The sequence below is a fragment of the Solibacillus merdavium genome (genome assembly GCF_014836935.1).
In the GTDB taxonomy this organism is placed as follows: Bacteria; Bacillota; Bacilli; order Bacillales_A; family Planococcaceae; genus Solibacillus; species Solibacillus ferritrahens.
Genome location: NZ_JACSPW010000029.1, coordinates 1 through 21,819 on the forward strand (window position 1 = coordinate 1; position 21,819 = coordinate 21,819).

General features: G+C 36.4%; 25 protein-coding genes. 24 read left to right on the forward strand and 1 reads right to left on the reverse strand.

The window, feature by feature from the left end; genetic code table 11:
• Positions 1-452 precede the first annotated feature (452 nt).
• The 10 genes from H9632_RS18070 (at position 453) to rsmI (ending at position 7,767) form a co-directional block, all read left to right on the forward strand.
• Positions 453-1,874, forward strand: coding sequence for an aminotransferase class I/II-fold pyridoxal phosphate-dependent enzyme (locus tag H9632_RS18070; RefSeq protein WP_450097564.1), 1,422 nt, complete (start codon positions 453-455; stop codon positions 1,872-1,874).
• 19 nt (positions 1,875-1,893) lie between these two features.
• On the forward strand, positions 1,894-2,523 hold the full coding sequence (tmk, locus tag H9632_RS18075) for a dTMP kinase (RefSeq protein WP_191705460.1): 630 nt from the start codon (positions 1,894-1,896) through the stop codon (positions 2,521-2,523).
• A 69-nt stretch (positions 2,524-2,592) separates the two neighbouring features.
• Positions 2,593-2,922 carry a cyclic-di-AMP receptor gene (locus H9632_RS18080; RefSeq protein WP_191701748.1) on the forward strand — a complete coding sequence of 110 codons (330 nt, stop codon included), beginning with the start codon at positions 2,593-2,595 and terminating at the stop codon, positions 2,920-2,922.
• Positions 2,923-3,052: 130 nt separating this feature from the next.
• Positions 3,053-3,493, forward strand: a complete 441-nt coding sequence (locus tag H9632_RS18085) for a YaaR family protein (protein WP_191705461.1) — start codon at positions 3,053-3,055, stop codon at positions 3,491-3,493.
• Positions 3,494-3,616: 123 nt separating this feature from the next.
• Complete coding sequence (gene holB / locus H9632_RS18090) at positions 3,617-4,621, forward strand: DNA polymerase III subunit delta' (protein ID WP_191705462.1); 1,005 nt, start codon at positions 3,617-3,619, stop codon at positions 4,619-4,621.
• A complete protein-coding gene (locus H9632_RS18095) occupies positions 4,614-5,429 on the forward strand; it encodes a PSP1 domain-containing protein (protein WP_191701745.1) in 816 nt (271 codons plus the stop codon). Before holB ends, H9632_RS18095 begins: the two co-directional genes overlap by 8 nt.
• Positions 5,430-5,452: 23 nt before the next feature.
• A complete protein-coding gene (gene yabA, locus H9632_RS18100) occupies positions 5,453-5,812 on the forward strand; it encodes a DNA replication initiation control protein YabA (RefSeq protein WP_191705463.1) in 360 nt (119 codons plus the stop codon).
• Positions 5,813-5,902: 90 nt separating this feature from the next.
• On the forward strand, positions 5,903-6,652 hold the full coding sequence (locus H9632_RS18105) for a tRNA1(Val) (adenine(37)-N6)-methyltransferase (protein WP_191705464.1): 750 nt from the start codon (positions 5,903-5,905) through the stop codon (positions 6,650-6,652).
• Positions 6,636-6,914 carry a GIY-YIG nuclease family protein gene (locus H9632_RS18110; protein WP_191705465.1) on the forward strand — a complete coding sequence of 93 codons (279 nt, stop codon included), beginning with the start codon at positions 6,636-6,638 and terminating at the stop codon, positions 6,912-6,914. The genes H9632_RS18105 and H9632_RS18110 overlap by 17 nt, the downstream gene beginning before the upstream one ends.
• Positions 6,895-7,767 carry a 16S rRNA (cytidine(1402)-2'-O)-methyltransferase gene (rsmI, locus tag H9632_RS18115; protein WP_191705466.1) on the forward strand — a complete coding sequence of 291 codons (873 nt, stop codon included), beginning with the start codon at positions 6,895-6,897 and terminating at the stop codon, positions 7,765-7,767. The genes H9632_RS18110 and rsmI overlap by 20 nt, the downstream gene beginning before the upstream one ends.
• Before the next feature lie 96 nt (positions 7,768-7,863).
• Here the strand turns inward: rsmI and H9632_RS18120 are convergent, their stop codons facing one another.
• Complete coding sequence (locus tag H9632_RS18120; protein WP_191705467.1) at positions 7,864-8,142, reverse strand: AbrB/MazE/SpoVT family DNA-binding domain-containing protein; 279 nt, start codon at positions 8,140-8,142, stop codon at positions 7,864-7,866.
• A gap of 347 nt (positions 8,143-8,489) precedes the next feature.
• Here H9632_RS18120 and metG point away from each other — a divergent pair, with 347 nt between their 5' ends.
• The 14 genes from metG (at position 8,490) to H9632_RS18190 (ending at position 21,716) form a co-directional block, all read left to right on the forward strand.
• A complete protein-coding gene (gene metG, locus H9632_RS18125; RefSeq protein ID WP_191705468.1) occupies positions 8,490-10,451 on the forward strand; it encodes a methionine--tRNA ligase in 1,962 nt (653 codons plus the stop codon).
• A 241-nt stretch (positions 10,452-10,692) separates the two neighbouring features.
• On the forward strand, positions 10,693-11,466 hold the full coding sequence (locus tag H9632_RS18130; protein ID WP_191705469.1) for a TatD family hydrolase: 774 nt from the start codon (positions 10,693-10,695) through the stop codon (positions 11,464-11,466).
• Between the two features lie 235 nt (positions 11,467-11,701).
• Complete coding sequence (locus tag H9632_RS18135; protein ID WP_191705470.1) at positions 11,702-12,901, forward strand: G5 and 3D domain-containing protein; 1,200 nt, start codon at positions 11,702-11,704, stop codon at positions 12,899-12,901.
• Between the two features lie 349 nt (positions 12,902-13,250).
• Positions 13,251-13,814, forward strand: a complete 564-nt coding sequence (rnmV, locus tag H9632_RS18140; protein ID WP_191705471.1) for a ribonuclease M5 — start codon at positions 13,251-13,253, stop codon at positions 13,812-13,814.
• Entirely contained in the window at positions 13,807-14,694 is an 888-nt protein-coding gene (gene rsmA, locus H9632_RS18145; protein ID WP_191705472.1) for a 16S rRNA (adenine(1518)-N(6)/adenine(1519)-N(6))-dimethyltransferase RsmA, read from the forward strand. The genes rnmV and rsmA overlap by 8 nt, the downstream gene beginning before the upstream one ends.
• Before the next feature lie 140 nt (positions 14,695-14,834).
• A complete protein-coding gene (gene veg / locus H9632_RS18150; RefSeq protein WP_191701734.1) occupies positions 14,835-15,092 on the forward strand; it encodes a biofilm formation stimulator Veg in 258 nt (85 codons plus the stop codon).
• Between the two features lie 109 nt (positions 15,093-15,201).
• Entirely contained in the window at positions 15,202-15,393 is a 192-nt protein-coding gene (locus H9632_RS18155; RefSeq protein WP_191705473.1) for a small, acid-soluble spore protein, alpha/beta type, read from the forward strand.
• 184 nt (positions 15,394-15,577) lie between these two features.
• Positions 15,578-16,444, forward strand: a complete 867-nt coding sequence (ispE, locus tag H9632_RS18160; RefSeq protein WP_191705474.1) for a 4-(cytidine 5'-diphospho)-2-C-methyl-D-erythritol kinase — start codon at positions 15,578-15,580, stop codon at positions 16,442-16,444.
• 71 nt (positions 16,445-16,515) lie between these two features.
• Positions 16,516-17,343: a pur operon repressor gene (gene purR, locus H9632_RS18165; RefSeq protein WP_191705475.1), complete on the forward strand. Its 828-nt coding sequence runs from the start codon at positions 16,516-16,518 to the stop codon at positions 17,341-17,343.
• A 1-nt stretch (position 17,344) separates the two neighbouring features.
• Positions 17,345-17,719: a RidA family protein gene (locus H9632_RS18170; protein WP_191705476.1), complete on the forward strand. Its 375-nt coding sequence runs from the start codon at positions 17,345-17,347 to the stop codon at positions 17,717-17,719.
• Between the two features lie 289 nt (positions 17,720-18,008).
• Positions 18,009-18,308 carry a septation regulator SpoVG gene (spoVG, locus tag H9632_RS18175; protein ID WP_191705477.1) on the forward strand — a complete coding sequence of 100 codons (300 nt, stop codon included), beginning with the start codon at positions 18,009-18,011 and terminating at the stop codon, positions 18,306-18,308.
• Between the two features lie 234 nt (positions 18,309-18,542).
• On the forward strand, positions 18,543-19,913 hold the full coding sequence (gene glmU / locus H9632_RS18180) for a bifunctional UDP-N-acetylglucosamine diphosphorylase/glucosamine-1-phosphate N-acetyltransferase GlmU (protein WP_191705478.1): 1,371 nt from the start codon (positions 18,543-18,545) through the stop codon (positions 19,911-19,913).
• 26 nt (positions 19,914-19,939) lie between these two features.
• Positions 19,940-20,899, forward strand: coding sequence for a ribose-phosphate diphosphokinase (locus H9632_RS18185; protein ID WP_191705479.1), 960 nt, complete (start codon positions 19,940-19,942; stop codon positions 20,897-20,899).
• Between the two features lie 163 nt (positions 20,900-21,062).
• Positions 21,063-21,716 (forward strand): 50S ribosomal protein L25/general stress protein Ctc, encoded by a 654-nt coding sequence (locus H9632_RS18190; RefSeq protein WP_191705480.1) that lies wholly within the window; start codon positions 21,063-21,065, stop codon positions 21,714-21,716.
• The last annotated feature ends 103 nt before the right edge of the window (positions 21,717-21,819 follow it).

Genomic DNA, 21,819 nt, shown 5'->3' on the forward strand with positions numbered 1-21,819 from the left:
TGGGGGCTTCCCCCTGTGAGAGTAGGACGTCGCTTCGCACATGTAAAACCACTGAGAAATCAGTGGTTTTTTTGTTGATCCCAACGATTAATATTTATCATCAATTTTACCCACAGTTAAAAAAGTAGGGAAAGTTCACTCGAGTAAAAGGAAGAATAATTACCAGATCATAATGCAAAACAAACAGTAGTTGGAATTTGAAGTAGAAGGACACGTCCAGCAATTAATATCAGAAGGTCTATTAGTAATTAACCCTTTAGAAAAACACAACCTTAAAGGAGTTACAGAGGATAATTAAAATGTTATAAAAGTTAGAAGTAACCATTACTTTGGATTATTTGAGAACTAAAATAATTTGAGATATTTCACTAGCTAATTAGTATTGTTAGCTAGTTTTTTTATTTCTCTCATGGTCTTATAATAGAAGGATAACAATAAATGAGGTGATGACGGTGAAAAACAATCGACCAATCGTTCAAGCATTAAAAGAATTTGTAGCGAATGAACCGCAATCTCTTCATGTGCCAGGACATAAAAATGGGTTGCTTTCAAATTTACCAAGTGCGATTAAGCACGCATTAACATATGATGTAACCGAGTTGACGGGCTTAGACGACTATCATCATCCAGAAGAAATTATTTTACAAGCAGAACAGTTACTGGCTTCTACATATGGAGCAGAACGTAGTTTCTTTTTAGTTAACGGCTCAACAGTAGGAAATTTGGCAATGATCTATGCTACATGCCAAAGAGGGGATACGGTGCTTGTACAGCGCAATGCGCATAAATCTATTTTTCATGCCCTTGAACTGGTTGGAGTAAATCCAGTATATATTGCTCCTAAATGGCATACTGAAAGTCAAACACCGGGCTGTATTGAACTGGATACACTAAAAAAAGCCCTATTGAGCTATCCAGAGGCTAAAGCTGCCATTTTTACATATCCCACTTATTACGGGGTGACAGCGAGTGATTTAATGGAACAAATAAACCTTTGCCACTCTTACAACATCCCTGTATTAGTGGATGAAGCACATGGCGCCCATTTGAAGGTGACAGGGAAACTGCCACAATCTGCTTTGGATGCTGGTGCAGACATTGTTGTACAATCTGCACATAAAACGTTGCCAGCAATGACGATGGCTTCTTTTTTACATATGAAAACATCGCTAGTAAGCGAACAAAGGGTAAACCATTATTTACGTATGTTACAATCGAGTAGTCCGTCATACTTATTGTTAGCTTCCCTTGATGATGCAAGAAGCTACGTTGAAAGTTATACGGATATTGACTATACCTATTTAATGGATAAACGTCGGCAATTTATTGATTCTGTAACAGCATCGACAGAATTGCAAGTGGTAGAAGTCGATGATACGTTAAAGTTATTAATTCGGGCACCTGGCTATTCGGGTTTCCTGTTAAAAGAGGCATTGGAGAAGGTGCATGTTTATGTAGAGTTGGCTGATGCGAAACAAGTGCTGATTATATTGCCATTGTTAAAGCAGGGAGATAGTTATTCGTTTGCTGATTTACGAATTCGAATGAGAGAGGCAGTTATTCATTTGAAAGATTTACCAGGAAATAAAGAAAGTGAATATCAAGCTAATTTTGAAATGACGCCTATTATAAAAGCAGAGTATAGCTTTGACGAAATTGAACGGGCTGAGAAAGAATGGCTTCCATATATGAGAGCAATTGGGCGAGTGGCTGCTTCAACGATAATTCCATATCCACCAGGTATTCCATTATTCGTACCAGGTGAAAAAATTACAGTAGCAAAACTGAGTCAATTGGAAGAGCTACTTGCGATTGGTGCAATGTTTCAGGGGGAGCACCGTCTACAAGAGAAATTAATACAAGTCATAAAATAGATGCAGGGAGAATATAAAAATGCAAAGGAATTTATTTATTACATTTGAAGGCGGAGAAGGAGCCGGAAAAACGAGCGTGTTAAAAGCAATAGGTGAGCGCCTCAAAGAAAAACAGATTGATGCTTTATTAACACGTGAGCCAGGTGGGATTGAAATAGCGGAAAAAATTCGTGCTGTTATTTTAGATCCTGCCCATACTGAAATGCATGAACGTACAGAGGCATTACTATATGCCGCAGCCCGTTCCCAACATTTTTACGAAAAAATATTACCTGCACTAGATAAGGGAAAGCATGTATTATGTGACCGATTCATCGATTCATCATTAGCATATCAGGGCTATGCACGTGAAATTGGTGTTAATGAAGTATTAGCTATCAATGAATTCGCCATAGGGAAGCGCCTTCCGGATGTTACTATATTTTTTAATATATCTCCTGAAAAAGGTTTAGCTCGTATTCATTCAACCCGTATTGATGAATTAAACCGTTTAGATATAGAAAGCTTAGCATTCCATAAAAAAGTATACGAAGGCTATGAAGATGCTATGAGACGTTACCCGGAGCGCTTTAAAATTATTAATGCAGATCAGGAGTTAGAGCAAGTGATTGAGGACGTATGGATGATTTTAAATCCTTTATTAGGGTAAAAGTAAATGAAGTGTACCTTTTATTTATGATATAATAGAGGAACCAATTCAATGAAGGGGTGAGTACGGATGAAGTTAGTAGTAGCAGTAGTACAGGATCAAGATAGTAACCGTTTATCCAATGCATTAACAAAAAACAACTATCGAGCAACAAAATTAGCGAGTACAGGTGGTTTTTTACGGTCTGGAAATACGACATTTTTAATAGGAACGGATGATTCATTAATCCCTAAGTTATTAGAAATTATTCGTGAAAACTGTCGTTCACGCGAGCAAATGGTCGCTCCTGTATCACCAATGGGAGGGAATGCTGATTCCTACATCCCGTACCCTGTGGAAGTTGAAGTTGGAGGAGCAATAGTATTTGTATTGCCAATCGAACAATTCCATCATTTTTAATATCTTTCAGCAAAATGAAAGATATTGAGGCCTCTGGTAGATATACGAATTCAGCATGTTCTTTTTATGGCAAGCGGAATTTGGATACAATTATGCCGAGGCATAATTGATTTTTGGAGGCGAATGATAAATGAAAATTAATCAGGATCTCCGGGTAAATTTGAATGCAAATCGCAATGATTTACGTCCAATAAACCAAAATGGCAATCGCTTTGGAGATATGGTTGTAAAACAAGGTTCAAAAATGCAATCGGAGCAACTCACGAGACTTTTAGGAGATATATCGACAGCTGGTGATCGTGTAGCTCGTTCTCGAAATTTGCGGGAATTGGCGCGTTTTAAAATGCTTATTAAACGCTTTTTACAAGAAGCCGTTGATTACGGTCTTGAGATGAAGCAATCCCATACATGGAATCGCTTTGGTGAAGGACGTCGCCTAAAAATTGTTGAAACAATTGATGAACGACTTGTCGAATTAACCGAAGATATTTTAAATGAAGAAAAAGAGTCTATTGAGCTATTATCGAAAATTGGCGAAATTAAAGGACTATTAATAAATCTGTATATGTAAAAATATGCCCGTGTCTTTGTTGTGCACTAGACACGGGCTTTTTTCCAAGCAGAAGATACATTGTTTGAATTGTACATAGGACTATTCAAATAAATAGAAGCAGTAAATGAAAAGGTGAAGGAAATGACACGAACTATTGAAGAGCTTACGAAGCTGCAGCCTGTAGTAATGAAGCAGTTACAAACCATTGTAGAAAAAAATCGTTTAGCACATGCCTATATTTTTGAAGGTGAAAAAGGTACGGGCAAACGAGATGTCGTCTCTTTTTTTATGAAACTTCTCCTTTGCGGAAATTTGTCAAAAAATGTTCCATGTGAAACATGTCGAAATTGCAGACGTATTGATTCTGGAAATCACCCAAATATTTGGCAAATAGAGCCCGATGGTCAATTTATTAAGATTGACCAAATACGGGAATTAGTTGCTGAAGTGAAAATGACAGGTGTAGAGGAAGGGAAAAAAATTTATGTACTGCATCATGCAGATAAATTAAATATTGCCTCTGCCAATATGCTTTTAAAGTTTTTAGAAGAGCCCGATGGACAAGTTGTGGCAATTTTATTGACGGAGCAAATTCAATCCATTATTCCAACAATTCGTTCACGTTGTCAGCATATTAAATTTGCAAAAGCTCCCCGTACTAATTTAATGGAGCAGCTCATAGAACAAGGGCTCACAAAATCTATGGCATCGACAACAAGCATGGTAACGAATGATATTGATACAGCTTTTGCACTTGCAAATGATGAGCAGTTTGTACTTGCACGGAAAACAGTGTTAAAATTAGTAGAGATTGTTCATCAAAATATTCATGAAGCTTTATTATTTATTCATGAAGAATGGCTCCCATTATTTAAAGAAAAAGAAGATATGGAGCTAGCACTTGATTTGTTATTATTTGCGTATCGCGATATTGTAGCGATTAAAGCAAATCAACAAGCCGTGTGTACGTATCCCGATATGTATCAACGATTTAATGATATGGCCTTAGTATTGACGTATGAAAAATTATCGAGTCAAATGCAGTCAATATTACAAGCCCGAACAAACCTAAATCGTAATATGAATCGTACGTTATTGATGGAACAGCTTATGCTGAATCTTCAGGAGGGGTATACATTTGTATAATGTAGTCGGAGTTCGCTTTAAAAAAGCGGGTAAAATATATTATTTTGATCCAGCAGCATATATTTTGGATGTTGGAGAATATGTCATCGTAGAAACTGCACGCGGAATTGAATATGGCAAGGTTGTTGTGCCAATGCGACAAGTCGGGGAAAATGACGTTGTTTTACCATTAAAGCAAGTCGTTCGACCAGCAGATGAGCGTGATCGTTTCCAAGTGGAAGAAAATACATTTGAGTCAAAACGGGCATTTGATTTAGCGAATACGAAAATAATTGAGCATTCGTTAGAAATGAAGCTTGTGGACGTAGAATATACATTTGATCGTAATAAAATTATTTTTTATTTTACAGCAGAGGGACGTGTGGATTTCCGGGAGCTAGTAAAAGATTTAGCGAGTGTTTTCCGTACACGTATTGAACTTCGCCAAATAGGGGTTCGTGATGAAGCCAAATTACTTGGCGGAATAGGTCCTTGTGGAAGGATGCTTTGTTGTTCGACATTTTTAGGGGATTTTGAGCCAGTGTCAATTAAAATGGCAAAGGATCAAAATCTATCATTAAATCCGACAAAGATCTCTGGTTTATGCGGACGTTTAATGTGCTGCTTAAAGTATGAAAATGATGATTATGAAATTGCAAAAGAAGGTATGCCTGACATTGGTGATCTATCGATGACACCAGAAGGAGAAGGTAAAGTCATCGGATTAAATGTATTAGAGCGACTTATTCAAGTATATTTAACGAAGCAAGAGCGTATGGTTGAATATACGCTTGAAGAGCTCATGCAGTATGAGAAAAATCTGATATAGATAGAATTAATGGGGTGGCTTGAGTGAAGGACCGTAATTTTTTAGATACTGTTATGGAGTTCGAACAACAGCTTGAATCAATGCAACAACAATTTAGCGCACTTAAGCAATTTGTTGCGCATATGATGGAGGAGCATCAGACGCTTCAAACAGAAAACCTTCACCTACGTACGCGTTTAGAAGAACTATTGGCGAATGAAGCGATTGCAAATAAACAAGTTGAAGAGATAAAAAAGGAACCCGTAGATATTGGCGAAGGTTACGATAATTTAGCAAGGCTTTATCACGAAGGGTTCCACGTATGCCATGTGCATTTTGGCAGCTCGCGTAAAAGTGAAGATTGTTTGTTCTGTCTATCATTTTTAAATAAACAAAATGGTTAATAAAAAAGGCTGAATCTGCTAATGTGGATATCAGTCTTTTGTTTAAGTAAGAAAGAAATTTTAAATAGTAGTTATGTGGAGGATTGTGATTTGGAACAATGGTTAAAGAATGATGAGCGAATGGACTATTTGCTTGCTGAAGATTTAAGAATTATTCAAAGTCCATCAGTCTTTTCGTTTTCATTAGATGCAGTATTATTGGCACGCTTTGTGCAAATCCCAAAAAGTAGAGGTCATATTATCGATCTTTGTTCGGGAAATGGAGTGATTCCACTATTTTTAAGTGCTCGAACAAAAGCAAAGATTACAGGAGTAGAACTGCAGCCTAAATTACACGATATGGCAACTCGTAGCATTGCTTATAATGAATTGTCACATCAAATTGATATGCAATTGGGGGATGTTAAGGATACGCCACAAACATTGGGAATTGAAAAATATGATGTAGTGACATGTAATCCTCCATACTTTTTAGCGCATGAGCTAAGCGAAAAAAATACGAGTGAACACTATGCTATTGCGAGGCATGAAATCCATTTAACACTTGACGAGGCAGTAGAAGCAGCAAGCCGTTTATTAAAGCAGGGTGGTAAGGCTGCTTTTGTGCACAGACCAGGCAGACTTTTGGATATTGTTACAGCGATGCGTGCAAACCGTTTAGAGCCAAAGCGTATTCAATTTGTTTATCCGAAACAAGGGAAAGAAGCGAATACATTGTTGATTGAAGCGATAAAAGACGGTAAGCCAGATTTAAAAATCTTGCCTCCCTTATACGTATATAAAGATGATAACGAATATACGGCAGAAGTGAGGGCACTTTTATATGGAGAAGGAAATTAAACACTATTTTTATGTGTTAGAGTGTAGAGATACATCTTTCTATGCAGGCTATACGAATAATTTAGAAAAGCGCATTGCTGCACATAATGCAGGAAAAGGTGCTAAATATACGCGAGCACGAGGTCCAGTAACATGTATTTACTTTGAAACATTTGAAACAAAGGAACAAGCGATGTCAGCAGAATATGCGTTTAAACAACTTAAACGTCCCCAAAAAATTGATTATATAAGGAGGGCTACAGATGAAATCACAGAAAAGTAGCCAGCATGAGCAAGGAAGCTGCCTGTACTTAGTAGCCACACCAATTGGCAATTTAGAAGATATGACTATGCGAGCATTACGGATTCTTAAAGAAGTGGATATTATTGCTGCAGAAGATACACGGAATACAAAAAAGCTCTGTAATTACTATGAGATACAAACACCCCTTATTAGTTACCATGAGCATAATATTGAAGCAGGTGGAGAAAAGTTACTTGGCTATTTGCGTGAAGGGAAGTCCATCGCATTAGTAAGTGATGCGGGTCTGCCGTGTATTTCAGACCCAGGTGCAGATATTGTTGTGAAAGCAATTGCAGAAGGTTTTGCTGTCGTACCTATCCCAGGAGCAAATGCGGCACTAACTGCCCTGATCGCGTCCGGTATATCTCCACAGCCATTTTATTTCTTTGGATTTTTAAAACGAAATAAAAAGGAACGTCGTGAGCAACTGGATAAATTATTGAAACGACAAGAAACGCTTATTTTTTATGAAGCACCTCACCGTTTAAAGGAAACTTTGAAAGATTTGCAGCTTGTATTAGGAAACCGCCAAATAACATTGGCACGCGAGTTAACAAAGAAATTTGAAGAGTTTCTACGAGGGACAATAGAGGAAGCAATAGTGTGGGCTAGCGAAAATGAAATTCGAGGTGAATTTTGTCTTGTTCTGGAAGGTAACAGTGCGAATGAAATAGAAGAAGAGGAAGAAAGCTATTGGACAAACATGTCTCTAGAAGAACATGTCTCTTATATAATAGAGGAATCTAAAATCTCTTCAAAAGAAGCAATTAAAGAAGTAGCCAAACTACGTAATTTGCCTAAACGTGATGTATACCAAGCATATCATCAATAAAAAAAGCATTGAAAAGTCGTCGTACTTTTCAATGCTTTTTTCGTTTGGTAAAATAATACTTTATACTAGAAAAGTAAAAAATAATCATATTACCATTTACTTATTAAGGTTTGATTGGATTTCTTTCATTAATGCTTCTGCACCTTCAGAAGATAAAATTAATTTACCGCCTACTAAACGCATGTTATCATCAGAAACTTCACCAGTTACTGCACATGTCATGTTAGGCATATATTTTTTTAAGATAATTTTGTCGTCATCTACATAAATTTCTAAAGCGTCCTTTTCTGCAATACCTAATGTACGGCGCAATTCGATTGGAATTACTACACGTCCTAATTCGTCTACTTTACGTACAATACCTGTTGATTTCATAATTAATATTTCCTCCTATATTCTTAATTGAGATATTTAAATTTCGTCAAAATTCGACATTTAACATTGTCTAGTTAGAATCATACCAACTAATACCATATACGTCAATTATTTAGCATTCAAATTTCCTTCATTTGAGAAACTTTTTTGTCATATTTGTAATATTATGTGCAGATATGAAAAATTCTTACCAAAAATAATTCTAGATAGTCAAAAGGGTATAAGGATTTCCCATATTTTTGTGCTGATTTTTCGACATCTTGGAATTCCGATAAACTTTCATTGAAACAAGTTTCGTACTTCGTTAGAATAAAGATTATACTTAACAAACAAATGGAGGCACTTTCGTGAGTGAACAACAAACATTCTATATAACAACCCCAATTTATTACCCCAGCGGTAAGTTTCACATCGGTACTGCCTATACAACGGTTGCATCTGATGCAATAGCGCGGTATAAGCGTTTAAAAGGTTTTGATGTACGCTTTTTAACAGGTATGGACGAACATGGTCAAAAAATACAGGAAAAAGCGCAAGAAGCTAAGATGCATCCACAAGATTATGTAAATGAAATTGCAGAAGGCGCCAAAAAATTATGGAATACTATGGATATTTCCTATAATGACTTTATTCAAACCACTGAAAAGCGACATACTGATTCAGTAGAGAAAATTTTTCAAAAGTTTTTGGATAATGGCGATATTTATATAGGTGAATATGAAGGATTATATTGTGTACCTTGTGAATCTTACTATACTGAGACGCAATTAATGGATGGAAAGTGCCCGGATTGTGGTCGGGATGTCCAAAAAGTGAATGAAGAATCTTACTTCTTTAATATGAAAAAGTATGCAGATCGATTACTTGCTTATTATGAGGATAATTTAGAATTTATAGAACCTGAATCTCGAAAAAATGAAATGATTAATAACTTCATTAAACCGGGGTTGGAAGATTTATCGGTTTCTCGTACATCATTCGACTGGGGCATTAAAGTACCAGGAAATCCGAAACATGTCATTTATGTATGGGTAGATGCATTATCGAACTACATTACTTCATTAGGCTATGGTTCTGACAATGAAGAATTATTCAATAAATATTGGCCAGCAGATGTTCATGTAGTAGGTAAAGATATCGTGCGGTTCCATACGATCTATTGGCCGATCTTCCTAATGGCCCTGGAACTACCTTTACCGAAAAAGATTTTTGCACACGGTTTCATTATGATGAAGGATGGCAAAATGTCGAAATCTAAAGGAAATGTTGTCTATCCTGAAATGTTAATCGAGCGATATGGCTTAGATGCGACACGCTATTTCTTATTACGTGAATTACCTTTTGGTCAAGATGGTGTATTTTCACCAGAGTCTTTTGTAGAACGTACAAACTTTGATTTGGCAAATGACTTAGGGAATCTTTTAAATCGAACTGTTTCAATGATGAACAAATATTTCGAAGGAGAAATTCCTACTGAAAATCTTCAGGACACTGAATTCGATGCAGCCTTAAAGGCACATGCTGAAACTGTACGTATTAAATATGAAGAAAGTATGGAAAAAATGCAATTTAGTGTCGTACTTTCGGAAATTTGGTCACTTGTATCACGTACAAATAAGTATATTGATGAAACATCTCCTTGGGTATTGGCAAAAGATGAATCGGATAGAAATAAGTTAGCTGCAGTAATGAATAATTTAGCAGAAAGTTTGCGTCATATTGCCGTGCTTATTCAACCATTTATGACAAATGCACCAAAGCAAATTATGGAGCAATTAGGACTTGATGATAAATTATTAGCATGGGACACAATTGAAACATTCGGCAATGTTATTCCAAGAAACATTAAAGTGGTAGAAAAAGGAACTCCTATTTTCCCTCGTTTAGATGCGGAAATCGAAGTAGCCTATATTCGTGAACAAATGCAAAGCTCTGTAAAAACAACACAACAGGAAGAATCGACAAGTGTAGAAGCACCTAATACAGAAGAAATTTCAATAGATGATTTCATGAAGGTCGATTTAAGAGTTGCGACAGTTTTAGCATGTGAACCAGTAGCAAAAGCGAAGAAGTTATTAAAGTTACAAGTTGACTTAGGCTATGAGCAACGCCAAGTTGTATCGGGCATTGCCGAGCATTATAAACCAGAGGAGTTAGTTGGTAAAAAAGTGATTGTTGTGGCAAATTTAAAACCAGTTACATTACGTGGAGAATTATCTCAAGGTATGATCTTAGCGGGCTCGCACGATGGGATTTTAACATTGGCAACTGTCGATCCTAAATTGGCAAACGGTGCACAAGTGAAGTAATTTAAGTAGAGTCTGTTGGACGAATGATGTTCAACAGGCTTTTGTATTTTTAATCGACTAAAAGTATATTAGTATAATATTTTGTTGAGAGAAATAGTTAATTCTATAGTTATTTGGCATTATAATTACTATTTTTAAACGTTAAGATAACAAAGTGTTTTATTTTTGTAATTTAGATGTAATAATACTGAAAACTAAGAAATATGTTCAGTGAGTACAATACACGATAGGAGAAATGATGATGAGCACATATATAGATACACATGTCCATTTAAATGCAGATCAGTATGAGGAAGATTTACAAGAAGTAATTGACCGAGCAATTGCTGCGAATGTAGAAAAAATGGTTGTTATCGGCTTTGATAAAAAAACGATAGATCGAGCGATGCAACTTATAGAAGAATTTGATTTTATCTATGCAGTGATTGGCTGGCATCCAGTAGATGCAATTGATTGTACCGATGATTACTTAAATTGGATTGAACAACTAGCAAAACACCCAAAAGTAGTTGGAATTGGTGAAACAGGATTGGATTATTATTGGGATAAATCACCGAAAGATATCCAACAGTATTGGTTCCGAAAGCAAATACAATTAGCGAAAAAATTAAATTTACCAATTATTATTCATAATCGTGATGCAACAGGGGATGTTGTGCGGATTTTGCAAGAAGAAGACGCAGCAGCTGTTGGTGGTATTATGCATTGTTTTGGTGGGAGTGTTGAAACTGCCCATCAATGCATAAACATGAACTTTATGATTAGTCTAGGAGGTCCTGTCACATTTAAAAACGCGCGTCAGCCAAAAGAAGTAGCCACTGAAATTCCTTTGGAGAATTTATTAATCGAAACGGATGCACCGTATTTAGCACCTCATCCTTACAGAGGCAAACGAAACGAACCTGCATATGTTACTTTAGTCGCTGAGGAAATTGCTCGACTTAAGGAATTATCAGTAGAAGAAGTTGCTTTAAAAACGACTGAAAATGCAAAGCGCTTTTTTAAAATTGATTAGTAAAAAAAGATGTGAATAGCAAAATAAATAATCCAAAAAATTATTTTTCAAAATGAGAAAATACTTATTTGGATTATTTTTTCATTTAAAAATGTTTAAAGTTTTAATACGCCTCCAATACTAGTTTTGTCACGATTTTAATTAAAACACCTAATTTTACAAAAATTCATTTCTATTGACAGTACGAAAAGTAGTCGCGTATAATCCAACTTTGTATTAAGGAGGCGTTATTTTCATGTCAAATCAATCCATGAAAAGCCAGTTCTTAGGATCATTGAGGAGTAAGCAAACAGGCATACGATTTTTATCACTTGTTCTGTTTGTATCTGTAATTGCATTCGTTCTTTATCATGGAACGAAAACTCCCGTTATGTTTACGGCAAACGGCGAGACATCAAAATTATATACACACGCAACTACGGTTGATGAGCTACTTTCAGCTCAAAATATAGATTTAACGAATTATGATAAAGTATCACCCTCACTGAGTACCAAGATTGATAGTGGAATGTCAATTGAATGGGAACAGGCAAAAGAAGTAGTAATTTCAGTTGATGGAAATCAGTCAAAAGTTTGGACAACTGAAAATGTAGTGAAGAACATTTTGGAAGAAGCAAATATTGAAGTAACAGAGCATGATCTTGTATCACAAAGCTTAGATACAGAAGTAGGAGCCGATAACAAAATCGATATTCAGAAGGCGTTTCAGTTAACGCTTGTCGATGGCACTAAAGAGAGACAAGTATGGTCCACTTCGACTACGGTCGCTAACTTTTTAAAACAACAAGAGATTCAACTAGGTGAATCAGATCGTGTCGATAAAAATTTGGAGGAAGTTATCACTCCGAATGATAAAATCGCAGTTGTTCGAGTAGAAAAGGTTACCGATGTAGTGGAGGAATCAGTAGATTTCGCAGTTGAAAGAAAAAACGATTCTTCTTTATTGAAGGGTAAAGAGAAAGTAGTAACAGAAGGTAAAAAAGGTAAAGTGGAGCGTACGTACAATATCGTGAAAGAGAACGGTAAAGTCGTGTCCAAAAAGGTTGCTTCTGAAAAAATTGTGGAACAACCAAAAACAAAAGTTTTATCAGTAGGTACTAAAGTTGTAACTGCAAAAGTTTCACGTTCGAGTGAACCAAGTTCAGGAAAAGAATTTTATGTAGAGGCAACAGCATATACGCCATATTGCACAGGCTGCTCAGGTATATCAGCAGCGGGTCTTAACCTGCGCAAAAATCCGGATATGAAGGTAATTGCGGTGGATCCTCGCGTTATTCCCTTAGGTACAAAAGTTTGGGTCGAAGGCTATGGTAATGCAGTAGCCGGAGATACAGGCGGTGCCATTAAAGGCAATAAGATTGATGTTTTAGTGCCATCAAAGTCTAAGGCGAATAGCTGGGGACGTAAAAAAGTACGCATTAAAGTATTAAACTAATATATCGTTAAATAAACAAGTTTGTTAAAGAATGTTTTATTGCCTGTTAGTCGTTACAGATCTTTTGGAAGTTGTATCATTTAATTTTCAAATTATATATGGATTTGGGTTAGCAAAGGCATAATATATTCTATAAAATATTATTCCAAAATGTATAGTAGCTTTCTCGCTTTTTGACTGATAGCGAGGAAGCTTTTTTCGCTGTTTAGGAAATTTCGAATGTAGCCTTGGAGGCAGCACGGTTAAATTCCTGTATAGTCCGATTTCGTTCTTAGAGTAAGCACAGAAGTAACAAAACGCATTCTATGGTAAAATAGCGAAAGACTATGTTAGAAAAGAGGAATATTTCTTGGATATTCAAGAGATTATTGTTGTCGAAGGAAAAGATGATACAACAGCGATAAAACGTGCGACAGGTGCTGATACAATTGAAACGAATGGCTCAGCAATTTCGGATGAAGTATTACGTAGAATTGCACATGCGCAAAAGAAGCGGGGCGTCATCGTTTTTACTGACCCGGATTACCCTGGGCGTCGAATTCGTGCCATTATAGAAGAGCGAATCCCTGGTGTAAAGCATGCATTTTTGGCAAAGGCAAAAACAATTGCAAAAAATGGAAAAGGTCTAGGGATTGAGCATGCGAGTGATAAAGATATTCGTGAAGCATTAAGTAATGTGTATACATTAGCTGAATCACAAATTGATGAAAAAATTACATTGGAAGATTTAATGATAGCCAAATTGATAGGTCACCCCCAGTCAAAAAAACGACGTGAACGGTTAGGGGAAATTTTAAATATAGGAATGACAAACGGGAAGCAATTGCATAAACGATTAATGATGTTTCAGATTACAATCGAGCAGTTCGCAGAAGCCATTTTGCAATTAGATCAGGAGGATATGCATGTATAAAGACATTGCCACACCGATACGTACGAAGGAAATTTTAGAGAAGTACGGATTTTCATTTAAAAAGAGTTTAGGACAGAACTTTCTAATAGATCCCAATATTTTACGAAACATTGTTAGCCATGCGAATTTAACGGAAAATAGTGGTGCGATTGAAGTCGGTCCTGGTATTGGTGCATTAACGGAGCATTTAGCGCGGGAAGCTAAGAAGGTCGTCTCATTTGAGATTGACCAGCGTCTTTTGCCTGTATTGGAAGATACACTTAGCCCTTATAATAATGTAAAAATTGTTCATTCAGACATTTTAAAAGCGGATGTAGAACAAGTAATTGCGGAGGAAATGCCAGGTATTGAGGATATAATGGTCGTAGCTAACTTACCTTATTACGTTACAACCCCAATTTTAATGAAACTGTTGAATGATCGCTTACCTATTCGTGGCTTTGTTGTCATGATGCAAAAGGAAGTTGCGGATCGTATTACAGCAAAACCGGGTACAAAAGCATATGGCTCGTTATCCATTGCAATTCAATATTATGTTACTGCTGAAATTGCCATGATTGTACCGAAAACTGTATTTATGCCACAGCCTAATGTAGATTCTGCGGTTATTCGACTAATAAAACATGAAACACCGCCAGTTAAAGTAATTGACGAAGATTTTTTATTCGAAGTTTCCCGTGCATCGTTTGCACAACGCCGTAAAACGATTTTAAATAATTTACAAAACGGTCTTGTAAATGGGAAACAAAATAAAGAGCTCATTATTCAAGCATTAGCAGAAGCGGGAATTGACCCAACTCGTCGTGGCGAAACGTTGAGTATTCAAGAATTTGGCAGATTATCAGATTGCTTACATCCAGCCTTTTGTGTTCGACAATAATGTGAATGTAGAGTTGAAAAAACTTTAGAAAAACTTCAGAAAAAAGTTGACGGCTTTGAATAGCGGTGATAAAATATTATATTTTATTGACATTTAAAATACACTGTGTTAAACTGGTTTATAGTGAGGTGTATGCAAAAATGCCAAAAACGTTAGCAGACATTAAAAAATCATTAGATAGTCACTTGGGTAAACGTTTGCAATTAAAAGCAAATGGAGGCCGCAAGAAAACGATTGAATGTGAGGGTGTCTTAAGTGATACTTATCATGCAGTGTTCGTTATTGAACTAAAGCAAGAGGATAATGCGAATAAACGCGTATCTTACAGTTACACAGATATACTTACTGAAGCAGTAGAGATTACTTTTTTAGATGATGCTGTTGCTACCATCAAATAGTTTTTCTAGTACTTATTTTAATATTTTTAAAAAAAACGCTCATTTTATATGAGTGTTTTTTTATTTTCTGCGCAAGCTAAGTGCGTCAACGAAAAGGGAGGTTTTTTGCATGGCGAAACAAAAAATCATGTCTAGCCGTCTAAAGGAAGAGATTGCAAAAGAACTTGGATTTTATGACGTAGTTGAACGTGAGGGTTGGGGCGGTATCAAATCCCGTGATGCAGGAAACATGGTAAGGCGTGCAATTGAAATGGCTGAGAATAATTTAGCCAAACAGAACTCGCAGAACAACCAAAAGTAAGTTGACGAAAAGTGACACCCTTATGCAAGTTATCTTGCGAGGGTGTTCTTTTTATAAGTAAAATAAGCTTGAAAAAGTAAAGACTTTAGTACATTGCTCGTACACATCGTATGTTAAAATAGGTATATTAATAAATTGATTGCGTAAATAAAATTGCGTGCCTTATTAGTAGGAGGAATTTTCGATGTTATATGTAAAAGCACCCGCTAAAATTAATTTATCACTCGATGTGCTTTATAAACGTCCAGATAATTATCATGAAGTAGAGATGGTTATGACAACGGTTGATTTAGCCGACCGGATTGGACTTGAGTCGCGTAAAGATGGACAAATTAAAATTATCTCGGCCGATAATTTTGTACCGGATGACCAGCGTAATTTTGCCTATCAAGCGGCTGAGCTAATTAAAAGTACATACGGTATCAAAGAAGGCGTTGATATTTCAATTGAAAAACAAATTCCGATTGCGGCAGGTTTAGCTGGCGGGAGTAGTGATGCTGCTGCTACACTGCGCGGTTTAAATGAGCTTTGGAATTTAAATTTATCTTTGGACGAGCTAGCTGAACTAGGATCAAAAATTGGTTCCGATGTGTCGTTCTGTGTATATGGTGGTACTGCACTAGCAACTGGGCGCGGGGAAAAAATTCAGGAACTAACTGCACCTCCAACATGTTGGGTTGTTTTAGCCAAGCCAAAAATTGGCGTATCTACAGCAGATGTATATGGTGGGTTAAATATTGAGGGTTTAAAACATCCAAATACAAAACAAATGATAAAAGCAATTGAAACGAATGATTATGAATTAATGTGTCAGTCGCTTGGAAATGTTTTGGAAACTGTAACATTTAATTTACATCCAGAAGTGATTACGATTAAAGAGCAGATGCAACGCTTTGGTGCAGATGCTGTACTGATGAGTGGCAGTGGCCCGACAGTGTTTGGTCTAGTCGAGAATGAAACACGTGTTAGTCGCATTTACAATGGATTAAGAGGTTTTTGTGAGGAAGTATATGTAGTTCGTATGTTAGGGGATCGTAATCCGCTTGCATAAATACGTATAATTATGGTAATTTGACTATTAAATATTCGTATTTTAATTATTAATGTTTAGGAGAGGGTCGCATGAAATGGAAGCGTAGTGAACGCCTTGTAGATATGACATATTATTTACTTGAGCATCCGCATCAGTTGATCCCGCTAACTTATTTTTCTGAGCTTTACAGTTCTGCAAAGTCTTCCATTAGTGAAGATTTAACAATTGTAAAGGAAACATTCGAAGAAAAAGGAATCGGGTTATTAACTACCGTACCTGGCGCAGCAGGTGGTGTAAAATATATTCCTAGAATGGTGGAACATGAAGTTCGTGAAATCACTAGGGAATTAATTGCTGAATTAAGCCAATCAGATCGTCTACTTCCTGGTGGGTATTTATTTATGACGGATTTATTGGGAAATCCAGAGTTGATGAATCGTGTAGGGAAAGTATTTGCGAGTGCATTTGGTGACCAAAAAATTGATGTTATCATGACAGTTGCGACAAAGGGTATTTCAATTGCCCATGCAATCGCAAGACATTTAAATGTGCCGGTTGTCGTTGTGCGTCGTGACAGCAAAGTAACAGAGGGCTCAACCGTAAGTATTAATTATGTATCAGGATCTTCCCGACGTATTCAAACGATGGTTTTATCTAAGCGTAGTATGAAAAGTGGCCAACGCGTGTTAATTACCGATGATTTTATGAAAGTCGGTGGTACGATGAATGGCATGAAAAACTTACTAGAAGAATTTGATTGTGAGCTTGCAGGTATTGCAGTCTTAGTAGAAGCAGAACATACAGATGAGACACTAGTAGGGGATTATTATTCGTTAGTAAAGCTACAAGAAGTGAATGAGAAAGATCGTACTATTGCATTAAGTGAAGGTAATTTTTTTCAAAAGGGGAGAAATTAATATGAAAACAGTTTCAACAACAAATGCACCTGCAGCTATCGGACCATATGCACAAGGGATTGTTGTAAATAATATGTTTTACTCTTCAGGTCAAATCCCGCTTACGGCATCAGGGGAATTAGTTGATGGGGACATTGAAGTACAAACACATCAAGTATTTGAAAATTTAAAGGCCGTTTTGGCTGCAGCGGGTTCTTCTTTAGATCAGGTTGTAAAAACAACGGTATTTATGAAAGATATGAATGATTTTGCTACGATGAATGATGTGTATGCAAGTCATTTTGGAGACCATAAACCAGCACGTTCTGCAGTAGAAGTTGCGCGTCTTCCAAAAGATGTAAGTGTTGAAATAGAAGTTATAGCATTAGTAAAATAATAATACAGCTACAGCCCGCTCCTTTACTAGAGAAAAAAGGAGTGGGCTTTCTTATTTTAATAAAAAATATAATATATTTTTTATTGAATTATTACAAAATAGCAATTAAAACGCAGAATATTTAGTTTATTTTAACAATTATAAAAATTCTAGATAGAAAAAAATTACATTTTATTGTATTCTATTGATAAATGGTGCAATTTTAGTGATTAATTGAATGGGAGAGAAGAAATTCTCTTTTTTCAGTATTACGAAATGAAGCACCTAAGTATAGGGGGGAGAATTCATAATGGAAATAACAGACGTAAGATTACGACGTGTTCAAACAGATGGACGTATGCGTGCAATTGCATCCATTACACTAGATGATGAATTTGTTATTCATGATATTCGTGTAATAGATGGAAATACAGGTTTATTTGTAGCAATGCCAAGTAAAAGAACACCAGATGGTGAATTCCGGGATATTGCACACCCAATCAATTCGAATACACGTAATAAAATCCAGGAAATCGTTTTGGAGGCTTTCCATGCTTCTGCTGATGAAAATCAGGGCGATGCTATGGAATTAGAAGAAGCAAATGTTTAATATTACAATTAAGGGGTCACTCATATGAGGAGGCTCTTTTTTTATTTTTTTTTATAAAAATGTTCTATAACAGAAAAAAAGGGAATAATGTCGAAAAAGCCATAATGATTATATATTTTTATCATATTTAAATATGTGATTTCAAACTTTTGTCAAGTCTGAATACCTTGAAAAGATTGTGAATTTACTATATAGTCATAAGAGAAAATGAGCTGAAAATGGAGGACTTGTAATATGACAAATATTTATGCAGTTGTCTTGGCTGCTGGTCAAGGTACACGAATGAAGTCCAAATTATATAAAGTGCTTCACCCAGTATGTGGAAAGCCAATGGTGGAACATGTAATCGATCATATTGGTTCTCTCGATGTAGAACGTGTCGTAACTGTTGTAGGACATGGAGCAGAGCTTGTACAGGAAACACTTGGAAATAAAAGTGAATATGTATTACAAGCAGAGCAACTTGGTACTGCACACGCCGTTCAGCAAACAGAGCCCATTTTAAAAGGACTTACTGGAACTACGCTTGTAGTATGTGGAGATACGCCTTTAATTCGTCCTGAAACAATGCAAGCATTACTAGATCACCATGCTTCGGAAAATGCAAAAGCTACTATTTTGACAGCGGTTACAGACAACCCGACTGGCTATGGGCGTATTTTACGCGACAATAATGGTCAGGTATCCCAAATTGTTGAGCAAAAAGATGCAACACAGGAGCAACAGCTTGTGAAAGAAATAAATACAGGTACTTACTGCTTTGATAATGAAGCATTATTTGAGGCCCTAAAGCAAGTGAAAAATGAAAATGCACAGGGTGAATACTATTTACCGGATGTCATTGAAATCCTACAAAAGCAAGGTGAAATTGTTGCAGCACATGTAACAGATAGCTTTGACGAAACGCTGGGTGTTAATGATCGCTTTGCTTTGTCTCAAGCTGAAGAATTAATGCGTGCTCGCATAAATGAGCGTCATATGCGAAATGGTGTAACGATTATTAATCCGGCAACGACGCATATTAGCGCAGATGCTATTATCGGCAGTGACTCCGTCATTTTACCTGGTGTAATTATTGAAGGTAAAACGGTAATTGGGGAAGACTGCAAAATTGGTCCGAACAGCCATATTGTCGATAGTAAAATTGGAAATGCTACTACGATTCATAGTTCGGTTGTACTAAATAGCCAAGTGGGCGATGAAACAGCAGTTGGTCCATTTGCGCATTTACGTCCGGAATCGTCATTAGGAAACCATGTGAAAATTGGAAACTTTGTAGAAGTGAAGAAAAGCACGCTAGGTAATGATACGAAAGTGTCCCACTTAAGCTATATTGGTGATGCAGAAGTCGGCAGCAACGTAAATATTGGCTGTGGCTCGATTACTGTGAATTATGACGGTAAAAATAAATTTAAGACAATTATTGAAGACGATGTATTTATTGGGTGCAATTCTAATTTAGTTGCTCCGGTAACACTGAAAAAAGGGTCATTTATTGCAGCTGGTTCGACTATTACAAAAGAAGTTCCAGAAGATGCATTAGCAATTGCACGTGCTCGTCAAGAAAATAAACTAGGCTATATGAGTAAATTAAATTCAAAATAAAATTATTTAAAATACAGGAGGCCATCATGCCGTATCAATACGCTGACTCAAAATTAAAAATCTTCTCATTAAATTCAAACAATCCACTTGCAAAAGAGATTGCCGATGAAATGGGTGTAGAACTAGGAAAATCATCTGTAAAACACTTCAGTGATGGAGAAGTCCAAATTAGCATTGAAGAAAGTATTCGAGGAATGGATGTATTTATCGTTCAATCTACTTCTGCTCCTGTTAATGAACATTTAATGGAACTTTTAATTATGATTGATGCTGTTAAACGTGCATCTGCTCGCACGGTAAATGTTGTTATGCCTTACTACGGCTATGCACGTCAAGACCGTAAAGCGAAAGCACGTGAACCAATTACTGCTAAATTAGTAGCAAATCTTCTTGAAACTGCTGGTGCAACTCGTGTTATCGTATTAGATTTACACGCACCTCAAATTCAAGGTTTCTTCGATATCTTAATTGACCATTTAGTGGCAGTACCACTACTTGCTGATCATTTCGGTTCTAAAGGTTTTAAAGAAGAGGAATTAGTAATTGTTTCTCCAGACCATGGTGGGGTAACTCGTGCACGTAAAATGGCCGAGCGTTTAAAAGCTCCGATTGCCATTATTGATAAACGCCGTCCAAAGCCGAATGTAGCGGAAGTTATGAATATTGTTGGTAATGTAGAGGGTAAAGTATGTATTTTAATCGATGATATTATTGATACTGCAGGTACAATTACGATTGGTGCAGAGGCATTAATTAAGAGTGGTGCAAAAGAAGTTTATGCTTGCTGCTCACACCCGGTATTATCTGGTCCAGCAATTGAGCGTATTGAAAATTCTTCAATTAAAGAGTTGGTTGTAACAAATACTATCCAATTAAGCGAAGATAAAATCTCTCCGAAAGTTAAGCAACTATCTGTTGCAAAATTAATGGCAGATGCAATTTCTCGTGTTTATGAAAATAAATCAGTTAGTACATTATTTGATTAATCAAATTAGGACAGCTCAGGGGTATTATCCCTGGGCTGTTTTTCTTTTCTTTATCGAAAACGTTCCATTAATATTTTTAAAAGTCAGATAATTAATATGTTTCATTTATACAAGAGCAGGGTAAATAAACTATTGTATTACTACTTAAGGGGGACGATGGAATATGACTACAGTTTTAAAAGCAAAAAAGCGTGACACTGGGAAACGTTCGATATTAACCCAACTTAGAAAAGAAGGTCAGTTAGCAGGTGTGCTATATGGCTACGAAACAAATACAACGCCGATTTCGTTGGATTATAGAGAGACGGCAAAGATATTTCAAACATATGGTACAACAAGCGTGTTTAAAGTTGAGGTAGATGGGAAAAGAGTAAATGCAGTACTTACTGATATTCAACGTGATGCAATCAAAGGTCTTGTAAAGCACGTTGACTTCCTTGCAATCAATATGAAAGAAGAGCTTGAAGTGGATGTACCTGTAGCATTGGTAGGAACTTCAGTTGGTGTGAAAGAAGGTGGAGTATTAACTCAACCGAATCATACATTGAAAGTGAAAGTAAAACCAAACGATATACCAGATAATGTAGAAATTGATGTATCCGGGCTAGCAGTTGGTGATACGTTATCTGTGGGTAATGTACGTGATCAATTTACAGAATTTTCAATTGTAGAAGATGACGATTATACATTAGCAACGGTAACACCACCAGCGGCACCAGTTGAAGATGTTGATGCAGATGCTGAAAATGTTACAGCCGATGATGTTGAAGCAACGGGAGAAAAATTAACACCTGAAAAACCAGGTAGAGAAGATTAGTGATTAGAAAAAGCCGCCTTATATTTAAGAGGGCACTGAAAAAGTCATTCAATTATAAGGAAGGGCATGTTGGAACGAAAATTCGTTCCAACATGCCCTTTTC

What these genes read in the sequence shown, in the direction of transcription:
- glmU (WP_191705478.1), top strand. Translation starts at nt 18,543, where the DNA reads ATGACAAATATTTATGCAGTTGTCTTGGCTGCTGGTCAAGGTACACGA.
- H9632_RS18110 (WP_191705465.1), top strand. Translation starts at nt 6,636, where the DNA reads ATGGAGAAGGAAATTAAACACTATTTTTATGTGTTAGAGTGTAGAGAT.
- veg (WP_191701734.1), top strand. Translation starts at nt 14,835, where the DNA reads ATGCCAAAAACGTTAGCAGACATTAAAAAATCATTAGATAGTCACTTG.
- H9632_RS18190 (WP_191705480.1), top strand. Translation starts at nt 21,063, where the DNA reads ATGACTACAGTTTTAAAAGCAAAAAAGCGTGACACTGGGAAACGTTCG.
- purR (WP_191705475.1), top strand. Translation starts at nt 16,516, where the DNA reads ATGAAATGGAAGCGTAGTGAACGCCTTGTAGATATGACATATTATTTA.
- rsmI (WP_191705466.1), top strand. Translation starts at nt 6,895, where the DNA reads ATGAAATCACAGAAAAGTAGCCAGCATGAGCAAGGAAGCTGCCTGTAC.
- H9632_RS18185 (WP_191705479.1), top strand. Translation starts at nt 19,940, where the DNA reads ATGCCGTATCAATACGCTGACTCAAAATTAAAAATCTTCTCATTAAAT.
- H9632_RS18080 (WP_191701748.1), top strand. Translation starts at nt 2,593, where the DNA reads ATGAAGTTAGTAGTAGCAGTAGTACAGGATCAAGATAGTAACCGTTTA.
- H9632_RS18085 (WP_191705461.1), top strand. Translation starts at nt 3,053, where the DNA reads ATGAAAATTAATCAGGATCTCCGGGTAAATTTGAATGCAAATCGCAAT.
- spoVG (WP_191705477.1), top strand. Translation starts at nt 18,009, where the DNA reads ATGGAAATAACAGACGTAAGATTACGACGTGTTCAAACAGATGGACGT.
- H9632_RS18135 (WP_191705470.1), top strand. Translation starts at nt 11,702, where the DNA reads ATGTCAAATCAATCCATGAAAAGCCAGTTCTTAGGATCATTGAGGAGT.
- rsmA (WP_191705472.1), top strand. Translation starts at nt 13,807, where the DNA reads ATGTATAAAGACATTGCCACACCGATACGTACGAAGGAAATTTTAGAG.
- H9632_RS18155 (WP_191705473.1), top strand. Translation starts at nt 15,202, where the DNA reads ATGGCGAAACAAAAAATCATGTCTAGCCGTCTAAAGGAAGAGATTGCA.
- ispE (WP_191705474.1), top strand. Translation starts at nt 15,578, where the DNA reads ATGTTATATGTAAAAGCACCCGCTAAAATTAATTTATCACTCGATGTG.
- H9632_RS18130 (WP_191705469.1), top strand. Translation starts at nt 10,693, where the DNA reads ATGAGCACATATATAGATACACATGTCCATTTAAATGCAGATCAGTAT.
- tmk (WP_191705460.1), top strand. Translation starts at nt 1,894, where the DNA reads ATGCAAAGGAATTTATTTATTACATTTGAAGGCGGAGAAGGAGCCGGA.
- H9632_RS18170 (WP_191705476.1), top strand. Translation starts at nt 17,345, where the DNA reads ATGAAAACAGTTTCAACAACAAATGCACCTGCAGCTATCGGACCATAT.
- holB (WP_191705462.1), top strand. Translation starts at nt 3,617, where the DNA reads ATGACACGAACTATTGAAGAGCTTACGAAGCTGCAGCCTGTAGTAATG.
- H9632_RS18120 (WP_191705467.1), bottom strand. Translation starts at nt 8,142, where the DNA reads ATGAAATCAACAGGTATTGTACGTAAAGTAGACGAATTAGGACGTGTA.